The sequence below is a fragment of the Candidatus Palauibacter sp. genome (genome assembly GCF_965216145.1).
Taxonomy (GTDB): Bacteria; Gemmatimonadota; Gemmatimonadetes; order Palauibacterales; family Palauibacteraceae; genus Palauibacter.
Genome location: NZ_OZ244149.1, coordinates 3,262,889 through 3,280,647, shown reverse-complemented (window position 1 = coordinate 3,280,647; position 17,759 = coordinate 3,262,889). Strand labels below are relative to the sequence as shown.

The following is a 17,759-nucleotide window of genomic DNA, read 5'->3' as shown; positions in this document are numbered from 1 at the left end:
CGACCGACTCACCACCCGCGCCCGGCCCGCACCCAGCCGGAAAGGCCTCGTCTTCCGTCCCGCGATTCGCCACGCGTCTCCGAGACGACCTCCTTCCGCGCGTCGTCGGCCAGGAGCACGGCGGCGGCGATCGCCGCGTCTCGCAACTCCGGATCGGCGGCTGCCTCCAGGCCGGGGTGCTCCTCCACGTACCGGATCGAGATGTCGTTCGCCTGATAGTCCGGCTCGTCCATGACCGCGAGGTGCCAGGGGACCGTGGTCTCGACCCCGCCGATGGTGAGGCCCTCGAGCGCCGCCCGCAGGCGCCCGAGCGCGGCCGCCCGGTCCGCCGCGTGCACGACCAGCTTGCCCAGCAGCGAGTCGTAGTGGAGCCCGATCTCCGAGCCGCGCCGGATCCCGCCGTCCCAGCGGACGCCGGGCCCCGCGGGGATCTCGAGACGGTCGACCCGCCCCGTGGAGGGGAGAAAGCCCCCCGCCGGGTCCTCGGCGTTGATCCGGCACTCGATCGCGTGGCCGCGGGCCACGGGAGGCTCGCCGCCCCCGAGCAGCGGGAGACCGGCCGCGACCCGCAACTGCTCGCGGACCAGGTCGACACCCGTCACGAACTCGGTGACGGGATGCTCCACCTGAATCCGCGTGTTCATCTCCAGGAAGAAGAACTCCTCCCCCTCGACGAGGAACTCGATCGTCCCGGCGCCGCGATAGCCGACCGCCTCCGCGGCGCGGACGGCCACTTCGCCCATCCGGCGGCGCAGCGCGTCATCGATCGCCGTACACGGCGCCTCCTCGATCAGCTTCTGGTGTCGGCGCTGGATCGAGCATTCGCGTTCGCCGAGGTGCACGGTCCGCGCGCCGTCCGCGAGGATCTGGATTTCGACGTGGCGCGGGCGGGACAGGAAGCGCTCGACGAACACCCGGCCGTCACCGAAGGCGTTCCGGGCTTCCCGCCCCGCGCGCTCGAACAACGCCTCCAACTCCTCGGCGGCCTCGACCACGTGCATCCCCTTCCCGCCCCCGCCCGCCGCCGCCTTGAGCATCACGGGGAAGCCGATCTCCCGCGCGCGGGCCACGGCCTCTCGCGCCGAACCGAGCGGGTCGGTGCCCGGAATGACCGGCACGCCGGCCCCGAGCATGCGCGCCCGGGCCCGGGTCTTGTCGCCCATGATCTCGATCGCCCCGGCCGGCGGGCCGATGTACACGAGCCCGGCCGCCTCCACGGCACGCGCGAAACCCGCGTTCTCGGCCAGGAATCCATAACCCGGGTGGACGGCCCCGGCCCCTGTCCGGGTCGCGGCGGCGATGAGCTTCTCGACCGCCAGATAGCTCTCCGCGGAGGCGGCCGGTCCGATCCGAACCGCCTCGTCCGCCAGCAGCACGTGGGGGGCCCGTCGATCCGCGTCCGAATAGACCGCGACCGACCCGAGCCCCGCTTCGCGGCAGGCGCGGATGATGCGAACGGCGATCTCACCGCGATTCGCGATCAGGACACGGTCGAACATGCGGCCTCCGGGACGATCACAACGGGATGTTGGCGTGCTTCTTCGGCGGGTTGCTGTCCCGCTTCTCGGCCATCGTCTCGAGCCCCGACACGAGACGGCGGCGCGTCTGGCGGGGATCGATGACGTCGTCGATGAAGCCGCGCATCGCGGCGAGGTAGGGATGGGCGAACTTGGCGCGGAACCCGGCCTCGAGTTCAGCCGTCCGCGCGGCCGGATCCTCGGCGGCCGCGATCTCCCGCCGGAAGAGGACCTCCACCGCCCCCTTCGCTCCCATCACCGCGATCTCGGCGCTCGGCCAGGCGAGGTTCAGGTCGCCCCGGATGTGTTTCGACGACATGACGTCGTACGCGCCGCCGTACGCCTTCCGGGTGATCACCGTCAACTTCGGCACCGTCGCCTCGCAGTAGGCGAAGAGCAGTTTCGCGCCGTTGCGGATGATGCCGCGATGCTCTTCTCTCACGCCCGGAAGGAAGCCGGGCACGTCCTCGAACGTCACGAGCGGGACGTTGAACGCATCGCAGAAACGGACGAAACGCGCGGCCTTGATGCTCGCATCGCTGTCCAGGACCCCGGCGAGCACGGCCGGCTGGTTCGCGATCACCCCCACGGCGTGTCCCCCGAGCCGGGCGAACCCGGTGAGGATATTGCGGGCGAAATCGGCGTGGACCTGGAGAAACGTCCCTTCATCGACGATCCGGCCGATGATGTCGAGCATGTCGTACGGGAGCTTCGGATCGTCCGGGATGATGTCGAGCAGGGCCTCGTCGGCCCGGTCCACCGGGTCGGAGGTCTCGCGCCAGGGTGGATTCTCCTGGTTGTGCGAGGGCAGATATCCGAGGAGCCGCCGGATCAGCCCCAGCGCCTCGATCTCCGTCGCGGAGCGGAAGTGCGCGACGCCGGAGCGCCCCGCGTGCACCGACGCGCCGCCAAGTTCGTCGAAGGTCACGTCCTCGTGCGTCACGGTCTTCACGACCCCCGGACCCGTCACGAACATGTGGCTCACGCCATCGACGACGAAGACGAAGTCGGTGATGGCGGGGGAGTAGACGGCTCCGCCCGAGCACGGGCCGAGGATCGCGCTCAGTTGGGGGATGACGCCCGACGCGAGCGTGTTGCGCAGGAAGATGTCCGCGTAGCCCCCAAGAGAGGCGACCCCCTCCTGAATACGAGCGCCCCCCGAGTCGTTGATCCCGATGATCGGGGTTCCGTTCCTGGTCGCGAGGTCCAGGATCTTGACGATCTTCCCGGCGTGCGCCTCGGAGAGCGACCCGCCGAACACCGTGAAATCCTGGCTGAACACATACACGGTGCGGCCGTCGATGCGGCCGTATCCCGTGATGACCCCGTCCCCCGGGATCCGCCGGTCCGCGAGTCCGAAATCGGTACAGCGATGTTCCACGAAACGGTCGAGTTCGACGAAACTCCCCTCGTCGAGGAGGACGTCGAGGCGTTCACGGGCGCTCAGCTTCCCGCGTGCATGTTGCCGGGCGAGGCGTTCCGGGTCTCCGCGCAGCGCCTCGGCGGATCTGGCCTCGAGCTCGGCGAGCTTGTCGCGCATGCTCACGGGGACGGCATCCTGAACGTCGTGTCCGTCGCGACCGTATCTCGCGGAGCGAAGGGCGACGGGGCTCCCCGCACCCCGGCCAGCCAGCTCAGGAGCGCGCCCCGATCCGCTTCGACGGGGACGCCGCCGACGAGCATGCGCACCTCCGTGGCACGCCGCACCGAGGAGCGCCCGGCGTCGGGCCGCAGGCGCCCCGTCACGCCCTCGACCTCCGGTTCCGTCTCGAGGTATGCGGCGAGCGCGGCCGGAATCGGAAGTCGTCCTCCCTCGAGGGCCGCCAGCGCGAGCGTTGCAGCATCGTGGGCCAAAGCAGGCATCATGTTATCGCGCAGCGATTTGCGATATTTCATCTCATAATCTGCGACAAATTGCTGCCACGCGGTTCCGGCACTCACTCGATCCGTCGTGAGCCCCACGACCCGGTGGTCCGTCGCGAACTCCTCGAGGCGGCGCAGGGCGGCGGGTTCGGCCCAGGCGGCGCTTCCCACGATGATCGCGTTGTAGAGTCCGTAGTAGAAGAGCTGAGGCGCGACGGACAGTACGCCGGACGCCGACGCCGATGGTGCGAAGACCACATCGGGCTCCAAGGCCGCGAGGGCCTCGATGGGTTCCTGGAAGGTCGTGAGCGAGGGATCGTATCGCTGGCGCGCCAGCAGTTCCCCGCCTCCCTCCAGAATCGCGCGGGTGAACGTCCCCACGGCCTCCGCAAGCCCCACGCCGACCGGCTCCAGGACCGCGACGCGTCGGAGCCCCAGCTCCTCGAGGATCCAGCGGGCGAGTTCCTCCGCCACGTCCGCCTCGAGGGTTGCGGCATCGGAGAGGGTGTAGGCACCCGGACTGGGCCGCAGCACCTCGGTCGCGGTGGGGCTGATGATGGGGAGCCGCGGGTTGCGCCGGGCCCGGGAAGCGGTCGCGAACGACTCCGAGCGGAGGGGGCCGATGATCGCGATCACGTCCCGGCTCTCCAGCGAGCGGACGAGTCCGGCCGCGTTGTCCGGGTCCGAAGCGTCGTCGAGCAATACCAGCTCCACTTCGAATCCCGTCGGACGCGCGCGCCGGTAGCGGTCGACGGCGACCTCGATCCCTTCGCGCAGCAGCTCCCCCACGCCAGCGAGATCACCGGTGAGGGGCAGGATCGCTCCGATCCGGGCCGGGGCGCTGCCCAGATCCGTCTCGGCCGCCGCGATCAGCTCCGCCGCGGACCGTTCGGCCTCGGCGGGACTCCCCTGGAGGACGCCGGCGGCAAGCCGTCGAGCCTCCTCCCCCTCCCCCGCGACGATGAGCAGCCGCGCAAGCTGGACGTGGACGACGGCGGCCGCTTCGGTCGCCGGAAGGTTCTCGCTCGCGAGGGCTCGGAGTTGCGCGACGTCGAGGGCGGAAGCCAACTGGCGGAACGCATCCGGGCCGACCGCCTGCAGCGTTCCGGGGTGGGCGAGCACGGCAGCGACGGCCTCCCCCTCCCTGCCCGTCTCGGACAGAGTACGGACGAGCCGTTCCACCGTCTCCTCAAGGAGGGGACCCTCGGGGACCCTGTCGAGAAGCCGTCCGTAGCGGTCTGCCGCGGGGCCGGGGAGTCGTTGCGCCTCCAGCGCCCGACCGGCCAGGATGAGGGCACGGTCGGCCAGCGCGCGCAACGTCTCGCGGCTCTCCCAGGCGGCGTTCAGCGAGTCGGCGCGGGCCCCGGCCGATGCGAAGTCCCCCCGCTCATAGTCCGCTTCGGACAGCCGCAGCGCGCCCGCCGCCACCTCGAGGTCGATCGCACTCGCCCCCGTGGCGTCGGTGATGGGACCGTCGCTGCGGAACAGACAGCCCGCCGCGACGAACAGCGTGGCCAGGCAGCCGAGGGTGGCGCGCCTCCTCGCTGCGAACCACCTCGCGTCGAAGCGCCTACGCCTCCGCCTCATCATCGGCACCGGACGCTTTCTCGCCCGCGGCCCGATTCGACGAGCCGGCCTGCGCCCCCGCCATGTTCTCGTACTCCACCTCTGCGGCATCGTAGGGAACATCCGGGGCGTCCACGACGGCGAGGACGATCCGGCGGTTGATGGGGTCCGTCTCGAGAACCCGCAGGTCGAGCTTCTGCCCCTCCTCGAAGTGTTCGGCCGGTTCGGCCAACTGCTCTTCGACGCCGAGCTGCGAAATCGGCACAAACCCCTCGAGATCGCTTCCGAGGTCGACCACGACACCCTTCTCGAGCAGCCGGCTGATCGCGCCCGGGACCTCTCGCCCCGGCTGGTAGGACTGGGCGAGCTGATACCAGGGATCCTCCTGCACCTGCTTGAGTCCGAGGGAGATCCGTTTCTGGTCGGGATCGATCGAGAGGACCACAACCTCGACCTCGTCCCCCTTCCGGAATACCTCGGCCGGGTGTTGTACGCGGCGTGTCCAGCTCATGTCCGAGATGTGCACGAGGCCGTCGATCCCGGCTTCCACCTCGACGAAGGCGCCGAACGACGTCAGGTTCCGGACCAGACCCCGAATCTTCGTCCCCGGGGGATACCGCGCCGGAAGCGCGAGCCACGGGTCCTCCTCGACCTGCTTCATGCCGAGCGAGATCTTCTGCGCGTCCTCGTCGACCCGCAGCACCACGCATTCGACCTTGTCGTTGATGCCCACGAGTTGCGAGGGATGGCGGACGTTGCGCGTCCAGGACATCTCCGAGATGTGCACGAGCCCCTCGATCCCGCGCTCGAGTTCGATGAAGGCCCCGTAGTTGGTGATCGACACCACCCGCCCGAGCACGCGCGTTCCGACCGGGTATTTCTCGGCCACGTTCTTCCACGGGTATTCCTGAAGCTGCTTGAGACCGAGCGAGATTCGTTCGCGGTCCCAGTCGATGTCGAGGATCTTGATCTCGACCGTCTGTCCGATGTCGCAGACTTCCGACGGATGTCCGATCCGGCCCCACGACATGTCGGTGATGTGGAGAAGGCCGTCCATCCCGCCGAGATCGATGAAGGCGCCGAAGTCCGTGATGTTCTTGACCACCCCGGCCCGGACGTCGCCGACCGAGAGTTCCTCCTTCAACTGATCGCGCTTGCCGGCCCGCTCTTCCTCGAGGAGCACTCGCCGGCTGACCACGATGTTCCGGCGGCGCTTGTTCAGCTTGAGGATCTTGAACTCGTATTCGTCGCCGATGAGGTCGTCGACGTTCGGTACCCGACGGAGCGCGATCTGGGATCCGGGCAGGAACGCATCCACGCCCATGAGGTCTACGGTCACGCCACCCTTGATCTTGCGCTTGATGCGCCCATTGACCGGACGATCGTTGTCGAAGGCGTCCTTGATCTTCTCCCAGACGCGAAGGAAATCCGCCTTCTTCTTGGACAGCACGACGACCCCCTCGTCGTCTTCGAGGCTCTCCAGGAAGACATCCACCGAATCGCCCGGCTGCACCGCGTCCGGGTCCTGGAACTCGTCCAGCGGCACGGCCCCCTCGGACTTGAACCCGACATCGAGGATGATGTCGGTCTCCGTCCGGCCGATGACCTGGGCGGAGACGATCTCTCCCTCCGTGATCTGGCTGAGGGTGTCTTCGTAGAGCGCGAGGAGTTCCCGGTACTCCGCCTCATCGTGCTGGGAATCGTCGCGCGGGTCGGCATCGAGATCGAGATCGATGGGGCTGGGCTCGAAAGCTTCCGGCACTGGGACGAGTACCGTTTCATCCTCCGGGGAGGGATCGCCGTTCTCGTCGGCGTCGACCGAGCTCTCGGGGACGTCGTTCTGCGGGGTCGTGTCGTCAGGCATCGAAAGTCATCGTCCCGGGCGGGCCGGATTCCGGTCCCACCGGGCCTCTGTGGCAAAAAAAGATCGACCCTGACCGGGCATCGCACCCCTCCGCCCAGCTGCCGGCCGATACCTTTATCTCGGGTTTCTACAGGGATCGTCGCGGGGCGCCACGTTCCCCCGCCACAATCCGTGGACAGTACGCGAAGCTAGAGCGGACGCGGGGTTCCGTCAACATAATGGGAGGCCGTTCCGGCGACGTCCGGTCAGGGTCGGGCGAGACGGCGTTCGACGGCGAGTCGTACGATGGAATCCACGACCTCGCCCGGATCCCTTCCCGTGGTGTCGATCACGACCGCCTCCTCCGCGCGTTTCAGCGGCGACAGCGAGCGGGAGCTGTCCAGCCGGTCGCGCGCCTCGAGGGCGGCGGCCTCTCGCTCGATGTTCTCTTCGGTGAGAGTCGCACCCCGCTCCCTCAGGCGTCGGCGGGCCCTCTCGCGGGGCTCCGCCACAAGAAAGACCTTGAGGCCGGCGTCAGGAAAGACGGTCGTCCCGATGTCTCGTCCGTCGCATACGACCTCGTGCCGGCGGCCGGCCCGGCGCAGGCGGTCCAGCACGACCGCGCGCACAGCGGGAAGCGCGGAGAGGGCGGACACGCGCGCGGTCACCTCGGGTGAGTGGAGCGCCCGGTCGGAGATGGCCTCCTCGACGCCGACCGCGAGCCCGTCCGGCGCGGGGACGAGTTCGAGCGCCAGCGCGTGCACGGAGTCCTCGACCGCCTTCGCGTCGTCGTCGATCCCCTCCCGGATGGCCCACCAGGTGATCGCCCGATAGAGCAACCCGGAGTTCACGTGCACGAACCCGAGCCGGTCGGCGACCCGGCGGGCGGTGGTGCTCTTGCCGGAGGCGGCCGGGCCATCCACCGCGACCACCCGCCCGCGCGCCCGGGCGACCGGCGCGCCCCGGGCGGAGGCCGCGCCGCTCGAGAAGGGCGCCAGGGCTTCCCGGAAGCCGGGGAACGACACGCCCGCGCAGGCGCGATCGTCGATCGCCAGGTCGGCGTCCCCGGCCGCGTCGAGCACCCCGAATGCCATCGCGATCCGGTGATCTCCCCGGGTCTCGACGGCGCCCCGGAGGCGGCTCGTGCGGCCCTCGATCGTCAAACCGTCGGCGCGTTCCGCGACGTTCACGCCGAGCGACTCGAGGGTACGCGCCAGCCCGGTCAGCCGATCGCTCTCCTTCACGCGCAACTCCGCCGCGTCGCGGATCTCGGACCGGCCGCGCGCCCGGGCGGCGAGGATGGCCAGCAGCGGAATCTCGTCGATGAGTCCCGGAACCGCCGCACCTCCGATCGAAAACGCGCGCAGCCGGTCGGGGGGCCGGACCGTCCACGTCTCCCGCGGTTCGCCGGCCTGGTCGGGCAAGGGCTCGCGGCGGACCCCGGCCCCCATCGCTTCGAGGACGGCGAGGAAGCCGGTGCGCGCCGGGTTGGACGCGACGTCCTCGACGCGAACGGGTCGTCCGCTGAGCAGCGCCGCGCCGATGAGGAAGGCGGCGGAGGAGGGGTCGCCGGGGACCGTCAGGTGGAGGCCGTCCAGCTCCCCATCCCACCCGGCCGGGTCGAAGGCCGCCTCGCCCGCCCCCGTCCGGGCGGGATCGAACACGATCGGCGCCCCCATCGCGGCGAGCATGCGCTCCGTGTGGTCACGGGAGAGCGCGGGCTCGCTCGCGGAGACCCGAACCCGGGCCAGGACCCCCGCGAGCAGCACGGCGGACTTGACCTGCGCACTCGCGACCCCGGCCCGGTGGCGAAGCGGTCTCAGCTGGCCCGTGGCCCGCGCCCGAACCCGGATCGGGAGTCGCCCCGGCTCGCCTTCGTATTCGATCCGGGCGCCCATGGCCTGGAGAGGATAGACGATTCGCCGCATGGGCCGGCTCCGCAGCGACGGGTCCCCGTCGAGGACAGCGGCGACGCCACCGCCGGACAGGATTCCCGTGAGCAGCCGCGCCGTCGTTCCACTGTTCCCGCAGTCGAGCCGCGGCGGAGCCCCCCCGGCGAGGCCGCCGCCGGGGCAGCGGATCGTGAGACCGCCCTCGTCCTCCTCGCACTCGATGGCGGCTCCGAGCCGCTGCATGGCGCGCACACTCGAGCGCACGTCGGCTCCGGTGGAAAGTCCCCGGACCACCGACTCCGAGGCGGCGAGCGGGGCGAGGAGCGCGGCCCGGTGCGAAATCGACTTGTCGCCAGGCACGCGTACGCGGATCAAGGCGTCGCACCTCCCGAATCCGCGTCATCGAAGAGCACCTCCACGGACCACCCGTCCCGCGCCAGTTCGGTGCGCGGGAAGATGGCCCGCGCCTCTTCGAGGAGTCGGGCCGGCCGCTCCGAGTACCGCGCGCTGATATGGGTGAGGACGAGCCGCTTGACCCCCGCCTCCACCGCGATGCGGGCCGCCCCCCCCGCCGTGGAATGGCCCGTCTCCCGCGCGCGGCGGGCTTCTTCCGCCGAGAACGTGGCCTCGTGGACCAGGAGGTCCGCTCCCGCGGCGATCTCGACCGTCCGCGGCGAGGGCCGCGTGTCTCCGGTATAGACCAGTTTCCGTCCCGGCCTCGGAGGTCCGACGAGATCCGTCGGGTCCACCCGTCTGCCGTCCTCGAGCTCCACGCTCTCGCCGCCATGGAGCCGGCCGAAGAGCGGGCCCTCGGGCACGCCCAGCGCGCGCGCAGCCCCGACATCGAACCTTCCCGGACGAGGGTCTTCAACGAGCGCGTAGCCGAGGGAGGCGCGCGTATGGTCGGTTGTGAAGGCTTCCAGACGGTATCCATCCCCCTCGATCGCATCGCCCGCGCGGAGCTCGCGGACCGGTGCTTCGAACGCCAGCCGGTCGCCCCCGAGGTCCCGCAGCGTCCGCAGCGCACCCCCGGCACCCCGCGGAGCCCAGATCCGGAGCGGCTCCTCGCGCCCCTGAAGGCTCATGGTGCGGAGCAGACCCGCCAGTCCCAGATAGTGATCCGAGTGCAGGTGCGTAATGAGGATGTCGCCCACGGAGAAACCGACCCCGTAGCGCATCATCTGGCGCTGCGTCCCCTCGCCGCAATCGAGAAGGAACGTGCGTCCCGCCCGCTTCAGCGCGAGCGCGGGGACGTTCCTCGACACCGTCGGCCGGGAGGAAGCCGTTCCGAGAAACGTCAGTCGGAGGATGGCGCGACTCCTTCGGACCCGCCGACGCGAGCGGCCAGGGCGGCATCCGGCGTATCCGCGAGGGCCACGCCGTTCCACTCGACGACCGGGTGCTCCGCGGAGACGCATCGCAGCCGGATGCCGACGGCTCCCGCCGCGGTCCCGCCCTCGGCCCACACGGGCCCCGTGCCCTGTGCCAGCCACACGCCGCCCCCGTCGTCGACCAGCCGCCGCTCGGTGGCCGTGAGACCGCGGCCCGCTTCCCACAGCCGGCGGAAGGCCTCGTCGTCCAGCCGCCCGACCTCGACCTCCGCCGCGAGCGCCGCTCGTCGGTCTCCCGCGCCCAGATCGTCGCGGACGAAGTAGCCCAGGCCGAGGCCCGAAGCCGTCCGTCCGGCGTCGAAGAGCGTCCACGGGGTACCGTCGATGAGACCTTCCTGGCGCGGCCGGCGCGCCCCGCCGCTCATTCCGACGCCTGCCCGTACACGCCGAACCCCGCGGTGCCTCCGGGCGAGGGCGGTATCTCGCGGCTCGCCAGCGCCGCCTTCGCGGCCTCCTCGATCTCCATTTCGACCTCCCGCTCCACCGTTTCGAGGCGGGCGAGGTTCCGGGTCCGGAGGTCCCCATCGCTCGGCGCCCCGAGGTGCATGCCCGCCAGGTACTCCTCGTACATCCCGATCGGGTCCCGTCGTCCCCAGTACTCGAACAGCCGGGGCGCGAAGGTGGCCCGGGCCTCGCGTACGTCGTGCGTCGCGTGGCCTCCCATGCGGAAGGTGCGCGCTTCGATCAACTGCGGCCCTCCGCCCGCCCGGCAGCTTTCCGCCGCGAGACGCGTCGCCGCGTAGACGTCGAGGACGTGATTGCCGTCCGCGGTCCGGGAAGGGATTCCGTACGCCGCCCCCCAATCCGAGAAATCCGGTTGCACGTGGTGCTGGTCCAGCCGCGTCCCCAGCGCCACCTGGTTGTTCTGGATGATGAACACGATCGGCAGCGCGAGCGAGGCCGCGAAGGCGAACGCCTCGTGCGCCTCGCCGTGCTTCGTCGCCCCGTCGCCCACCCATGTGAGCGCCACGCGGCGTTCGCCGCGGATCCGGAAGGCGAGGGCGAAACCGTTCATCACCGTCGACAGCGTCGCGACCATGCTGATCGGCGGGCAGACTCCGTGCCGGAGATCCCCCAGGTGAAGGTCCCGTCCGCCGGTGGGGGAATCCGGTGTCGCGAGGTAGGTCCGGAAGAGTTCCACGAAGGGTACGCCCATCTCGTGGTTGGCCCCCTGGTTGCGGATCATGGGGCCGACGATGTCCCCCTCCGCCCCGCGCCGGTCGAGCGCGTGCACGGCCCCCACCGTCACGGCTTCCTCTCCCGTGGCGAGCCACGCCTTCGAGATCACCCCCTGTTTCACCCAGCGCGCCAGCGCGATGTCGCCGAGGCGGAAGCGGAGCAGACCCCGGTACAGCGCCAGGTGGGCCTCGGGGGTCAGCCCGGCGATCTCTCGATGGCGGTCGGGATGCGCCTCCACGCGCGCCCGGAACTCCTCGATGAGCCCGCGGTCCGGCCGCCAGGATACGTATTCGGGGGGATCGTAGGCCGCGTATCGACGCATCGCTCAGGTTCTCATCGTGCGGGAGGAAGCGGGAGAGGACCCGCACAGGTCTCGCTATGCTCCCTCGTCGCGCCCTGTCATGCAAGCGCCGGCCCGCTCACGCCGCAACGCGAGGCGTCGCCACGGACGGCCCGACCTTCGCCTCGGGGCGCGCGAACCGATAACGTTCGGGAGATCGGGGAAAGACGGGAGGGACCGCTTGAAGCCGTGCCGCCGCTGCAGACGCCGTGTGCCGGATGCCACCCGGGCGTGTCCGCACTGCCGCGCCCGCCAACCTCGTGGGGACCGGCTTCCGCAGACCGTCCTCGGCCTCGCGGCCGTGGCCGCCGCCACCCTGGCGTCGATCGGGTCGTGCCCCGGTCTCAAGGCCCAGCAGCCCGTGGCAAGAGCCCCGCTGCATTCGAGCGGCGATCCATCACGCGTGAACGCTTCGCTCATCGTTGCTCCTCGGTCAAATAGCGCTGCTATTCTCCCTCGTCGCGCCTTGTCACGCGAGCGCCTCACCGCTCTCTGTGCGACGCGGGGTCTTGCCACGGGCTGCCAGGGCGTCACGGCGCCGCGCCAGGAGCTTCCGACGATCGCGCGCCTGCGCTACGACGGAGGGGGCGACTGGTACGCGAACCCCTCCAGCCTCGACAACCTGCTCGAGCAGATCGAACTGCGGACCGGGATCGACGTGGCCGACCGACCCGCCGAGGTGGGTGCCGCCGACCCCGATCTCGCGGACCACCCGTATCTGTACGCGACCGGGCACGGGAACATGTCGTTCACCTCCCTCGAAATCGAACGGCTGCGCGCCTACCTCTACGGGGGCGGTTTCCTGCACGTGGACGACAACTACGGGCTCGACGAGTCCTTCCGCCGGGAGGTCGCCCGCCTCTTCCCCGACATCCCCCTCGCCGAGGTGCCGCGGGAGCATGCGATCTACCGGGTCTTCTACGATTTTTCCGAGGGTCTGCCGAAGATCCACGAACACGACGGCAACCCCGCCCAGGGGTTCGGAATCTTCATCGATGGTCGACTCGCCGTCTTTTACAGCTTCGAGTCCGATCTGGGAGACGGATGGGAGGACGAGGGGGTCCACGGCGACGCGCCGGAGATCCGCGAGCAAGCCCTCCGGATGGGCGTGAACCTCTTCCTCTACGCGCTCTCCGCGACCCCTTCCCGCTGAGCCGCGCCGAGCTGGCGTGCGGCTGCGCCTACCCCCCGAACTTCCCGAAGATGGCCAGCAGCCCGACCACTATGGCCGTGGCGATGAACAGCCCCCAGGCGAACACGCCGGTGAGAAGCGGCCCGTCCGATCGCAGGTGCATGAAGAACATCGCGACGAGCACGAACTTGGCCACCATCATCGTGAGCAGGACCGGCAGGAGCACGGGCGCGAGCGCCTCGATGTAGAACACCATGACCTCGAGCGCGGTCAGCGCACCGAGGATCACCGCGACGGAGATATAGCGTCGCGTGCCCGGATGGGATACGCCGGAGTGGTCGCTCATGCGCGCCTCACAGCAGCAGGTAGATGAGCGTAAAGAGGACGATCCACACCGCGTCCACGAAGTGCCAGTACAGACCCGCGATCTCCACCGTCCCGGCGTTGCGCGCGTCCAGCTTCCCGGCCGCCGTACGCAGGCAGAGCGTGCCCAGCCAGATCACGCCCCCGGCCACGTGCACGCCGTGCGTCCCGGTGAGCACGAAGAAGGTCGAAGAGAAGAGGTTCCGCGACAACGGGAGCCCCTCGTGCACGAAGTGGTTGAACTCGTAGTACTGGCCCCCGAGGAAGATGAGGCCGAAGAGCACCGTGAGCCCGAGCCACAGCTTCGTCCCGCGCAGGTCGTTCCGCTGCACGGCCGCCAACGCGAGCACCATCATGAGGCTGCTCATGAGGAGGACGAAGGTCGTGACCGTGATGAACGGGATGTTGAGCAGATCCTCCGGATAGGGCGGAACGACGTTGCGGCCCCGGTAGATCATGTAGGTCGCGATCAACGTCCCGAAGAGCATGCATTCGGACGCGATGAACGTCCACATGGCCAGCTTGCGATTCGGGATCCCCGTCGCCGTCGGCCCCTCCATCAGTGCGCCCCCTCCCCGAACGGAGGCTCGAAGGCCCAGCCGAACAGCCCGCCCAGCGCCACCAGCAGCCCGAACAGGGTGAGGCCGAGCGAACCGAGCCCGCCGATCGCCATCAGGAGCAGCCCCGCCGCGAGGACGAGCGGCCAGTACGAGGGCTCCGGCATTTGCACGGGCTCGGGCGGCTCGTCCGGCTGCCGGCGCGGCACGACGCCGCCGGCCTCGCCCTCCTGTCCGCGTCGCAGATCCCGTTCCACATACGGATGCCACAGCGGATCGCGCCGGTCGACGTTCGGGAGCACCGCGAAGTTGTAGTGCGGAGGCGGCGAAGGGGTCGTCCACTCCAGCGTCGACGCATCCCACGGGTTGTGTCCCGCCGCCTCTCCGCGCCGCCACGCGCGCCACAGGTTCCACACCAGGGGCACGAAGGAGAGCGTGAAGATGAACGCGCCAATGGTCGAAATCAGGTTGAACGTGTCCAGCCCCAGTCCTTCCGCGTAGGTGAAGGTGCGCCTCGGCATGCCCAGGAGCCCGGCGAAATGCATCGGGAAGAAGGTCACGTTGAGCGCCAGGAAGGTGAGCCAGAAATGGGCCTTCCCCAGCCCCTCGTGCAGCATCCGCCCCGTCGCCTTCGGGAACCAGTGGTAGAGGCCGGAGAAGAACCCGAACACCGTCCCGCCGATCAGCACGTAGTGGAAGTGCGCGACCACGAAGTAGGTGTCCGTCTGCTGCAGGTCCGTGGGGGGCGAACTGTGCATGACCCCGCTCAGCCCGCCGATGATGAACGTCCCCACCAGACCCACCGCGAACAGCATCGCCGTCCGGAAGCGTAACTGGCCGCCCCACATCGTCGCGATCCAGTTGAAGATCTTGATCCCGGTCGGGATCGCGATGAGCATCGTCGTCCCGCCGAACACCGCGTTCACGACGGGCCCCAGCCCGACCGAGAACATGTGGTGGACCCAGACGCCGAAGCCGAGAAACGCGATGAGGATCCCGGAGAAGACCACCATCGGGTACCCGAACAGACTCTTCCTCGAGAAGGTCGGGATCACGTCCGATACGACGCCGAAGGCCGGCAGGACGAGGATGTAGACCTCGGGGTGCCCGAAGACCCAGAACAGGTGCTGCCAGAGGACGGGGTCCGCGCCGGCCGCGGCGTCGAAGAAGTGCGTTCCGAAGCGGCGGTCGAAGAGCATGAAGATCAGTCCGACCGTGAACGGCGGGAAGGCGAGCAGGATGAGCCCGGCCACGATGAGCGCCATCCAGGAGAACAGGGGCAAGCGCATGAACGTCATGCCCGGCGCCCTCATGTTGAGGATGGTGACCAGGAAGTTCACCCCGCCCGCGATCGAGCCCACCCCCGAGATGAGGAGCGCGAGGAGATAGAAGTCCATGCCGAGACCCGGGGAGTACTCGGCGTTGGTCAGCGGCATGTAGGCGAACCAGCCGCCGTCCGGCATCGTCCGCAGCGGCACGCTTGCGTACAGGAAAAGACCGCCGAAGAGGAAGACCCAGAAGGAGAAGGCGTTCAGCCGGGGGAACGCGACATCGCGCGCCCCGATCTGCAGCGGCACGACGAAGTTCAGAAACGCCGCCACGAGCCCCATGCCGGCGAAGAACACCATCGTCGTGCCGTGCATGGTGAACAGCTGGTTGTACAGATCCGGATCCAGGAAATCGCGCCCGGGCGCCGCGAGCTGAAGCCGCAGCATCTGCCCCTCGAAGCCGGCGACGAGGAGGAAGAGGAAGGCCGTCACGAAATACATGACGGCGATCCGCTTGTGGTCGACCGTGCTCAACCAGCCGAGGATCCGAGCGCCCGCGCCCGCGTTCGTCGTCATGCCGTCAGCGGAGCGCGCCGAGGTAGGCGACGAGCTGCCGGATCTGGGCAGGGTTCAACACCACCTCGGGCATGAAGTTTCCGGGCTTGACGTGCTGGGGCGAGTCGAGCCACCGCGTCAGGTTGGCCGGCGTGTTCTCGAGTACGCCGGAAGCGATCGTGAGCCGGCTCCCGAAGTGGGTGAGATCGGGACCGAACCGATGCGCCGCGGACGTTCCCCGCACGGTGTGACAGCCCACGCAGGCGTTCGACATGAACACCCCCTGCCCCGCCCGCGCCTCCGCGTCGGCGGGCGTAACCGCGTCCGCAGCGTTCGCCCGCGCCCAGCGCTCGAACTCCCCGGGCTCCTCGACGATCACCCGCATCCCCATGAGCGCGTGGGCGGTTCCGCAGAACTCGGCGCACTGTCCGTGGAAGACGCCCACGGAGTCCGGGCGGAACCAGAGCTGGTTCTCCCTCCCCGGCATGAGGTCGCGCTTCCCGGCGAGCCGCGGCACCCAGAACGAGTGCATCACGTCGGCCGTCCTCAACCGCAGATCGACCGTGCGCCCCACCGGAACGTGCGCTTCATTGGCCGTCACGATTCCGAGTTCCGGGTAACGGAATTCCCACCACCACTGGCGCCCGATCGCCTCCACGACGAGCGCGTCGGGGTCGTCGGTGGACCGGTCGACGAGGAAGATCGTCCTCATGGTGGGGATCGCGATGGCCACGAGGATGAGCGCCGGCGCGAGCGTCCACGCCACCTCCAGCAGGATGCTCCCGTGCATCTCCTTCGGCCGCGGGCCGCCGGGCCGTTGCCGGAAGCGGACCAGCGTGTAGACGAGGATGCCTTCCACGACGACGAAGACGCCTGCCGCCCACCAGAAGATCTGGTCGAACAGGCGATCGAGGAGTGTGGCGGCGTCCGAGTTGGGATGCAGGGCGGACTGCGGGTATTCCCCTCCACAGCCCTGTACGGCCAGCACCCCCAGCACAAGCACGACCGCTGCGAACGCGGGTCGTCTCAAAGATCTATCTATATACGTTCGGGCAATGTTCTGATCGGGATCGGGCGCTGCGATCCTGCAACGCACGCGGGAGGGTAGCCGGGAGGCGGGGGCGGGTCAAGCATGACGCGGCGATGCCCCCGTCGCGGGGCGGCGGGACCGCCCCGCAGCAGGGAACGGGCGCTGAAACGCCCCGCGGTCAGCGCGCGTGCGGGACATCTCCCACCGGCGTCACCCGACCACCGTAGAGGTCCGAGACCCACTCGCCGTACCCGTTGAAGGGCAGCGTCGGGATCCGCGTCCCGGTGCCCACGATCTCCTCCTGCGCCTGCGACCAGCGCGGGTGCGGCACGCCGGGATCCACGTTCGAGTAGAAGCCGTACTCCGCGGGCGTGGACGTATTCCAGAACGTGGGCGGCTGCTCGGCCGTGAAATCGATCCGGACGATGCTCTTCGGACTCTTGTACCCGTACTTCCAGGGCAGGTGAATCCGCACCGGCGCCCCGTTCTGCTTCTGGAGCGGGTGGCCGTACATCCCCGTCACCACGAAAGCGAGTTCGTTCATCGCCTCGTCCATGCGGAGAGCCTCATGGTACGGCCAGGGCCACCAGGTCATGGACTTCCGGCCGATCGCCTGCTCGGGCCGGTCGAAGGTGACGAACGCGACGTACCGTGCGTCGCTCCTCGGCTGCACCCGTTCGACGAGCCGAGCCAGGGGGAAGCCGATCCACGGGACGACGACGGACCACCGTTCCACGCAGCGGTGGCGATAGATGCGCTCCTCAAGCGGGAAGGCGCGCTCCAGTTCGACCAGGTCGTAGACCCCGGGATTGTCGACCAGGCCCGAAACCTCGATCTCCCACGGGCGGGCCTCGAAGGGGGCGACGTTGCGCCAGACCCCGTCCTTGTCCGTGCCGAACTCGTAGAAGTTGTTGTACGTGGCCACGATCTCTTCGGGCGACACTTCCCCGTGGCGCTCGCCGGGGGTGAATCGCGGATCGCTCATCGCCACCGGATAGAGGTCGGCCGTCGGCGTGTCCGGAATATTGTCGAGGGGTCCGCGCTGGACCTCCGCCGCGCCGCGCCCGGGCCCGCACGCGATCGAGGCGGCGGCGAGGACCGCTCCGCCGCCCATGCGTGCGACGAACTGCCTGCGGTCGAGGTAGATCGACTCGGGGGTCACGTCGCGCTCCCTGAGCCGCCAGCCGGGGGGGATGTGGATGTTCGCCATGGAGCTTCTCCGTTTCCGTTCCGTGCCCGGATGGTCCCGGCCCGGGCGGCGGG

Annotated in this window: 14 protein-coding genes; 1 reads left to right on the top strand and 13 read right to left on the bottom strand. The window is 69.5% G+C overall.

Going from position 1 to position 17,759, the window contains the following annotated elements; translation table 11 throughout:
• Positions 1 to 8: 8 nt before the first annotated feature.
• The 8 genes from ACOOHF_RS13960 to ACOOHF_RS13925 form a co-directional block, all read right to left on the bottom strand.
• Positions 9 to 1,499, bottom strand: coding sequence for an acetyl-CoA carboxylase biotin carboxylase subunit (locus ACOOHF_RS13960; RefSeq protein ID WP_420462145.1), 1,491 nt, complete (start codon positions 1,497 to 1,499; stop codon positions 9 to 11).
• Between the two features lie 16 nt (positions 1,500 to 1,515).
• Entirely contained in the window at positions 1,516 to 3,057 is a 1,542-nt protein-coding gene (locus tag ACOOHF_RS13955) for an acyl-CoA carboxylase subunit beta (protein ID WP_419936836.1), read from the bottom strand.
• A gap of 2 nt (positions 3,058 to 3,059) precedes the next feature.
• Complete coding sequence (locus tag ACOOHF_RS13950; protein ID WP_420462144.1) at positions 3,060 to 4,967, bottom strand: ABC transporter substrate-binding protein; 1,908 nt, start codon at positions 4,965 to 4,967, stop codon at positions 3,060 to 3,062.
• Positions 4,951 to 6,810 (bottom strand): 30S ribosomal protein S1, encoded by a 1,860-nt coding sequence (locus ACOOHF_RS13945; protein ID WP_419935435.1) that lies wholly within the window; start codon positions 6,808 to 6,810, stop codon positions 4,951 to 4,953. Before ACOOHF_RS13945 ends, ACOOHF_RS13950 begins: the two co-directional genes overlap by 17 nt.
• Before the next feature lie 245 nt (positions 6,811 to 7,055).
• Positions 7,056 to 9,056 carry a 3-phosphoshikimate 1-carboxyvinyltransferase gene (gene aroA, locus ACOOHF_RS13940; protein WP_420462143.1) on the bottom strand — a complete coding sequence of 667 codons (2,001 nt, stop codon included), beginning with the start codon at positions 9,054 to 9,056 and terminating at the stop codon, positions 7,056 to 7,058.
• Positions 9,053 to 9,991, bottom strand: coding sequence for a ribonuclease Z (rnz, locus tag ACOOHF_RS13935; RefSeq protein ID WP_420464376.1), 939 nt, complete (start codon positions 9,989 to 9,991; stop codon positions 9,053 to 9,055). The genes aroA and rnz overlap by 4 nt, the downstream gene beginning before the upstream one ends.
• Positions 9,979 to 10,437, bottom strand: coding sequence for a hypothetical protein (locus ACOOHF_RS13930; protein WP_419935433.1), 459 nt, complete (start codon positions 10,435 to 10,437; stop codon positions 9,979 to 9,981). Before ACOOHF_RS13930 ends, rnz begins: the two co-directional genes overlap by 13 nt.
• Positions 10,434 to 11,573 carry a thiamine pyrophosphate-dependent enzyme gene (locus tag ACOOHF_RS13925; RefSeq protein WP_420462142.1) on the bottom strand — a complete coding sequence of 380 codons (1,140 nt, stop codon included), beginning with the start codon at positions 11,571 to 11,573 and terminating at the stop codon, positions 10,434 to 10,436. The genes ACOOHF_RS13930 and ACOOHF_RS13925 overlap by 4 nt, the downstream gene beginning before the upstream one ends.
• A gap of 484 nt (positions 11,574 to 12,057) precedes the next feature.
• Between ACOOHF_RS13925 and ACOOHF_RS13920 the strand changes: the two genes are divergently transcribed.
• Positions 12,058 to 12,744: a DUF4159 domain-containing protein gene (locus ACOOHF_RS13920; RefSeq protein WP_419935431.1), complete on the top strand. Its 687-nt coding sequence runs from the start codon at positions 12,058 to 12,060 to the stop codon at positions 12,742 to 12,744.
• A gap of 28 nt (positions 12,745 to 12,772) precedes the next feature.
• Here the strand turns inward: ACOOHF_RS13920 and ACOOHF_RS13915 are convergent, their stop codons facing one another.
• From ACOOHF_RS13915 to msrP, 5 genes are all read right to left on the bottom strand, one after another.
• Positions 12,773 to 13,069, bottom strand: a complete 297-nt coding sequence (locus tag ACOOHF_RS13915) for a cytochrome C oxidase subunit IV family protein (RefSeq protein ID WP_419935430.1) — start codon at positions 13,067 to 13,069, stop codon at positions 12,773 to 12,775.
• A 7-nt stretch (positions 13,070 to 13,076) separates the two neighbouring features.
• Positions 13,077 to 13,646 carry a cytochrome c oxidase subunit 3 gene (locus ACOOHF_RS13910; RefSeq protein WP_419935429.1) on the bottom strand — a complete coding sequence of 190 codons (570 nt, stop codon included), beginning with the start codon at positions 13,644 to 13,646 and terminating at the stop codon, positions 13,077 to 13,079.
• Positions 13,646 to 15,487, bottom strand: a complete 1,842-nt coding sequence (gene ctaD / locus ACOOHF_RS13905; protein WP_419935428.1) for a cytochrome c oxidase subunit I — start codon at positions 15,485 to 15,487, stop codon at positions 13,646 to 13,648. The genes ACOOHF_RS13910 and ctaD overlap by 1 nt, the downstream gene beginning before the upstream one ends.
• 4 nt (positions 15,488 to 15,491) lie before the next feature.
• Positions 15,492 to 16,496 carry a cytochrome c oxidase subunit II gene (coxB, locus tag ACOOHF_RS13900; RefSeq protein ID WP_420462141.1) on the bottom strand — a complete coding sequence of 335 codons (1,005 nt, stop codon included), beginning with the start codon at positions 16,494 to 16,496 and terminating at the stop codon, positions 15,492 to 15,494.
• Positions 16,497 to 16,674: 178 nt separating this feature from the next.
• Positions 16,675 to 17,706 (bottom strand): protein-methionine-sulfoxide reductase catalytic subunit MsrP, encoded by a 1,032-nt coding sequence (gene msrP / locus ACOOHF_RS13895; protein WP_420462140.1) that lies wholly within the window; start codon positions 17,704 to 17,706, stop codon positions 16,675 to 16,677.
• Between the last annotated feature and the right edge of the window lie 53 nt (positions 17,707 to 17,759).

Coding starts and splice junctions, on each gene's coding strand:
- ACOOHF_RS13925 (WP_420462142.1), bottom strand. CDS start 11,573: ATGCGTCGATACGCGGCCTACGATCCCCCCGAATACGTATCCTGGCGG.
- ACOOHF_RS13915 (WP_419935430.1), bottom strand. CDS start 13,069: ATGAGCGACCACTCCGGCGTATCCCATCCGGGCACGCGACGCTATATC.
- ACOOHF_RS13930 (WP_419935433.1), bottom strand. CDS start 10,437: ATGAGCGGCGGGGCGCGCCGGCCGCGCCAGGAAGGTCTCATCGACGGT.
- ACOOHF_RS13950 (WP_420462144.1), bottom strand. CDS start 4,967: ATGAGGCGGAGGCGTAGGCGCTTCGACGCGAGGTGGTTCGCAGCGAGG.
- ACOOHF_RS13945 (WP_419935435.1), bottom strand. CDS start 6,810: ATGCCTGACGACACGACCCCGCAGAACGACGTCCCCGAGAGCTCGGTC.
- ACOOHF_RS13955 (WP_419936836.1), bottom strand. CDS start 3,057: ATGCGCGACAAGCTCGCCGAGCTCGAGGCCAGATCCGCCGAGGCGCTG.
- ACOOHF_RS13960 (WP_420462145.1), bottom strand. CDS start 1,499: ATGTTCGACCGTGTCCTGATCGCGAATCGCGGTGAGATCGCCGTTCGC.
- ctaD (WP_419935428.1), bottom strand. CDS start 15,487: ATGACGACGAACGCGGGCGCGGGCGCTCGGATCCTCGGCTGGTTGAGC.
- ACOOHF_RS13910 (WP_419935429.1), bottom strand. CDS start 13,646: ATGGAGGGGCCGACGGCGACGGGGATCCCGAATCGCAAGCTGGCCATG.
- msrP (WP_420462140.1), bottom strand. CDS start 17,706: ATGGCGAACATCCACATCCCCCCCGGCTGGCGGCTCAGGGAGCGCGAC.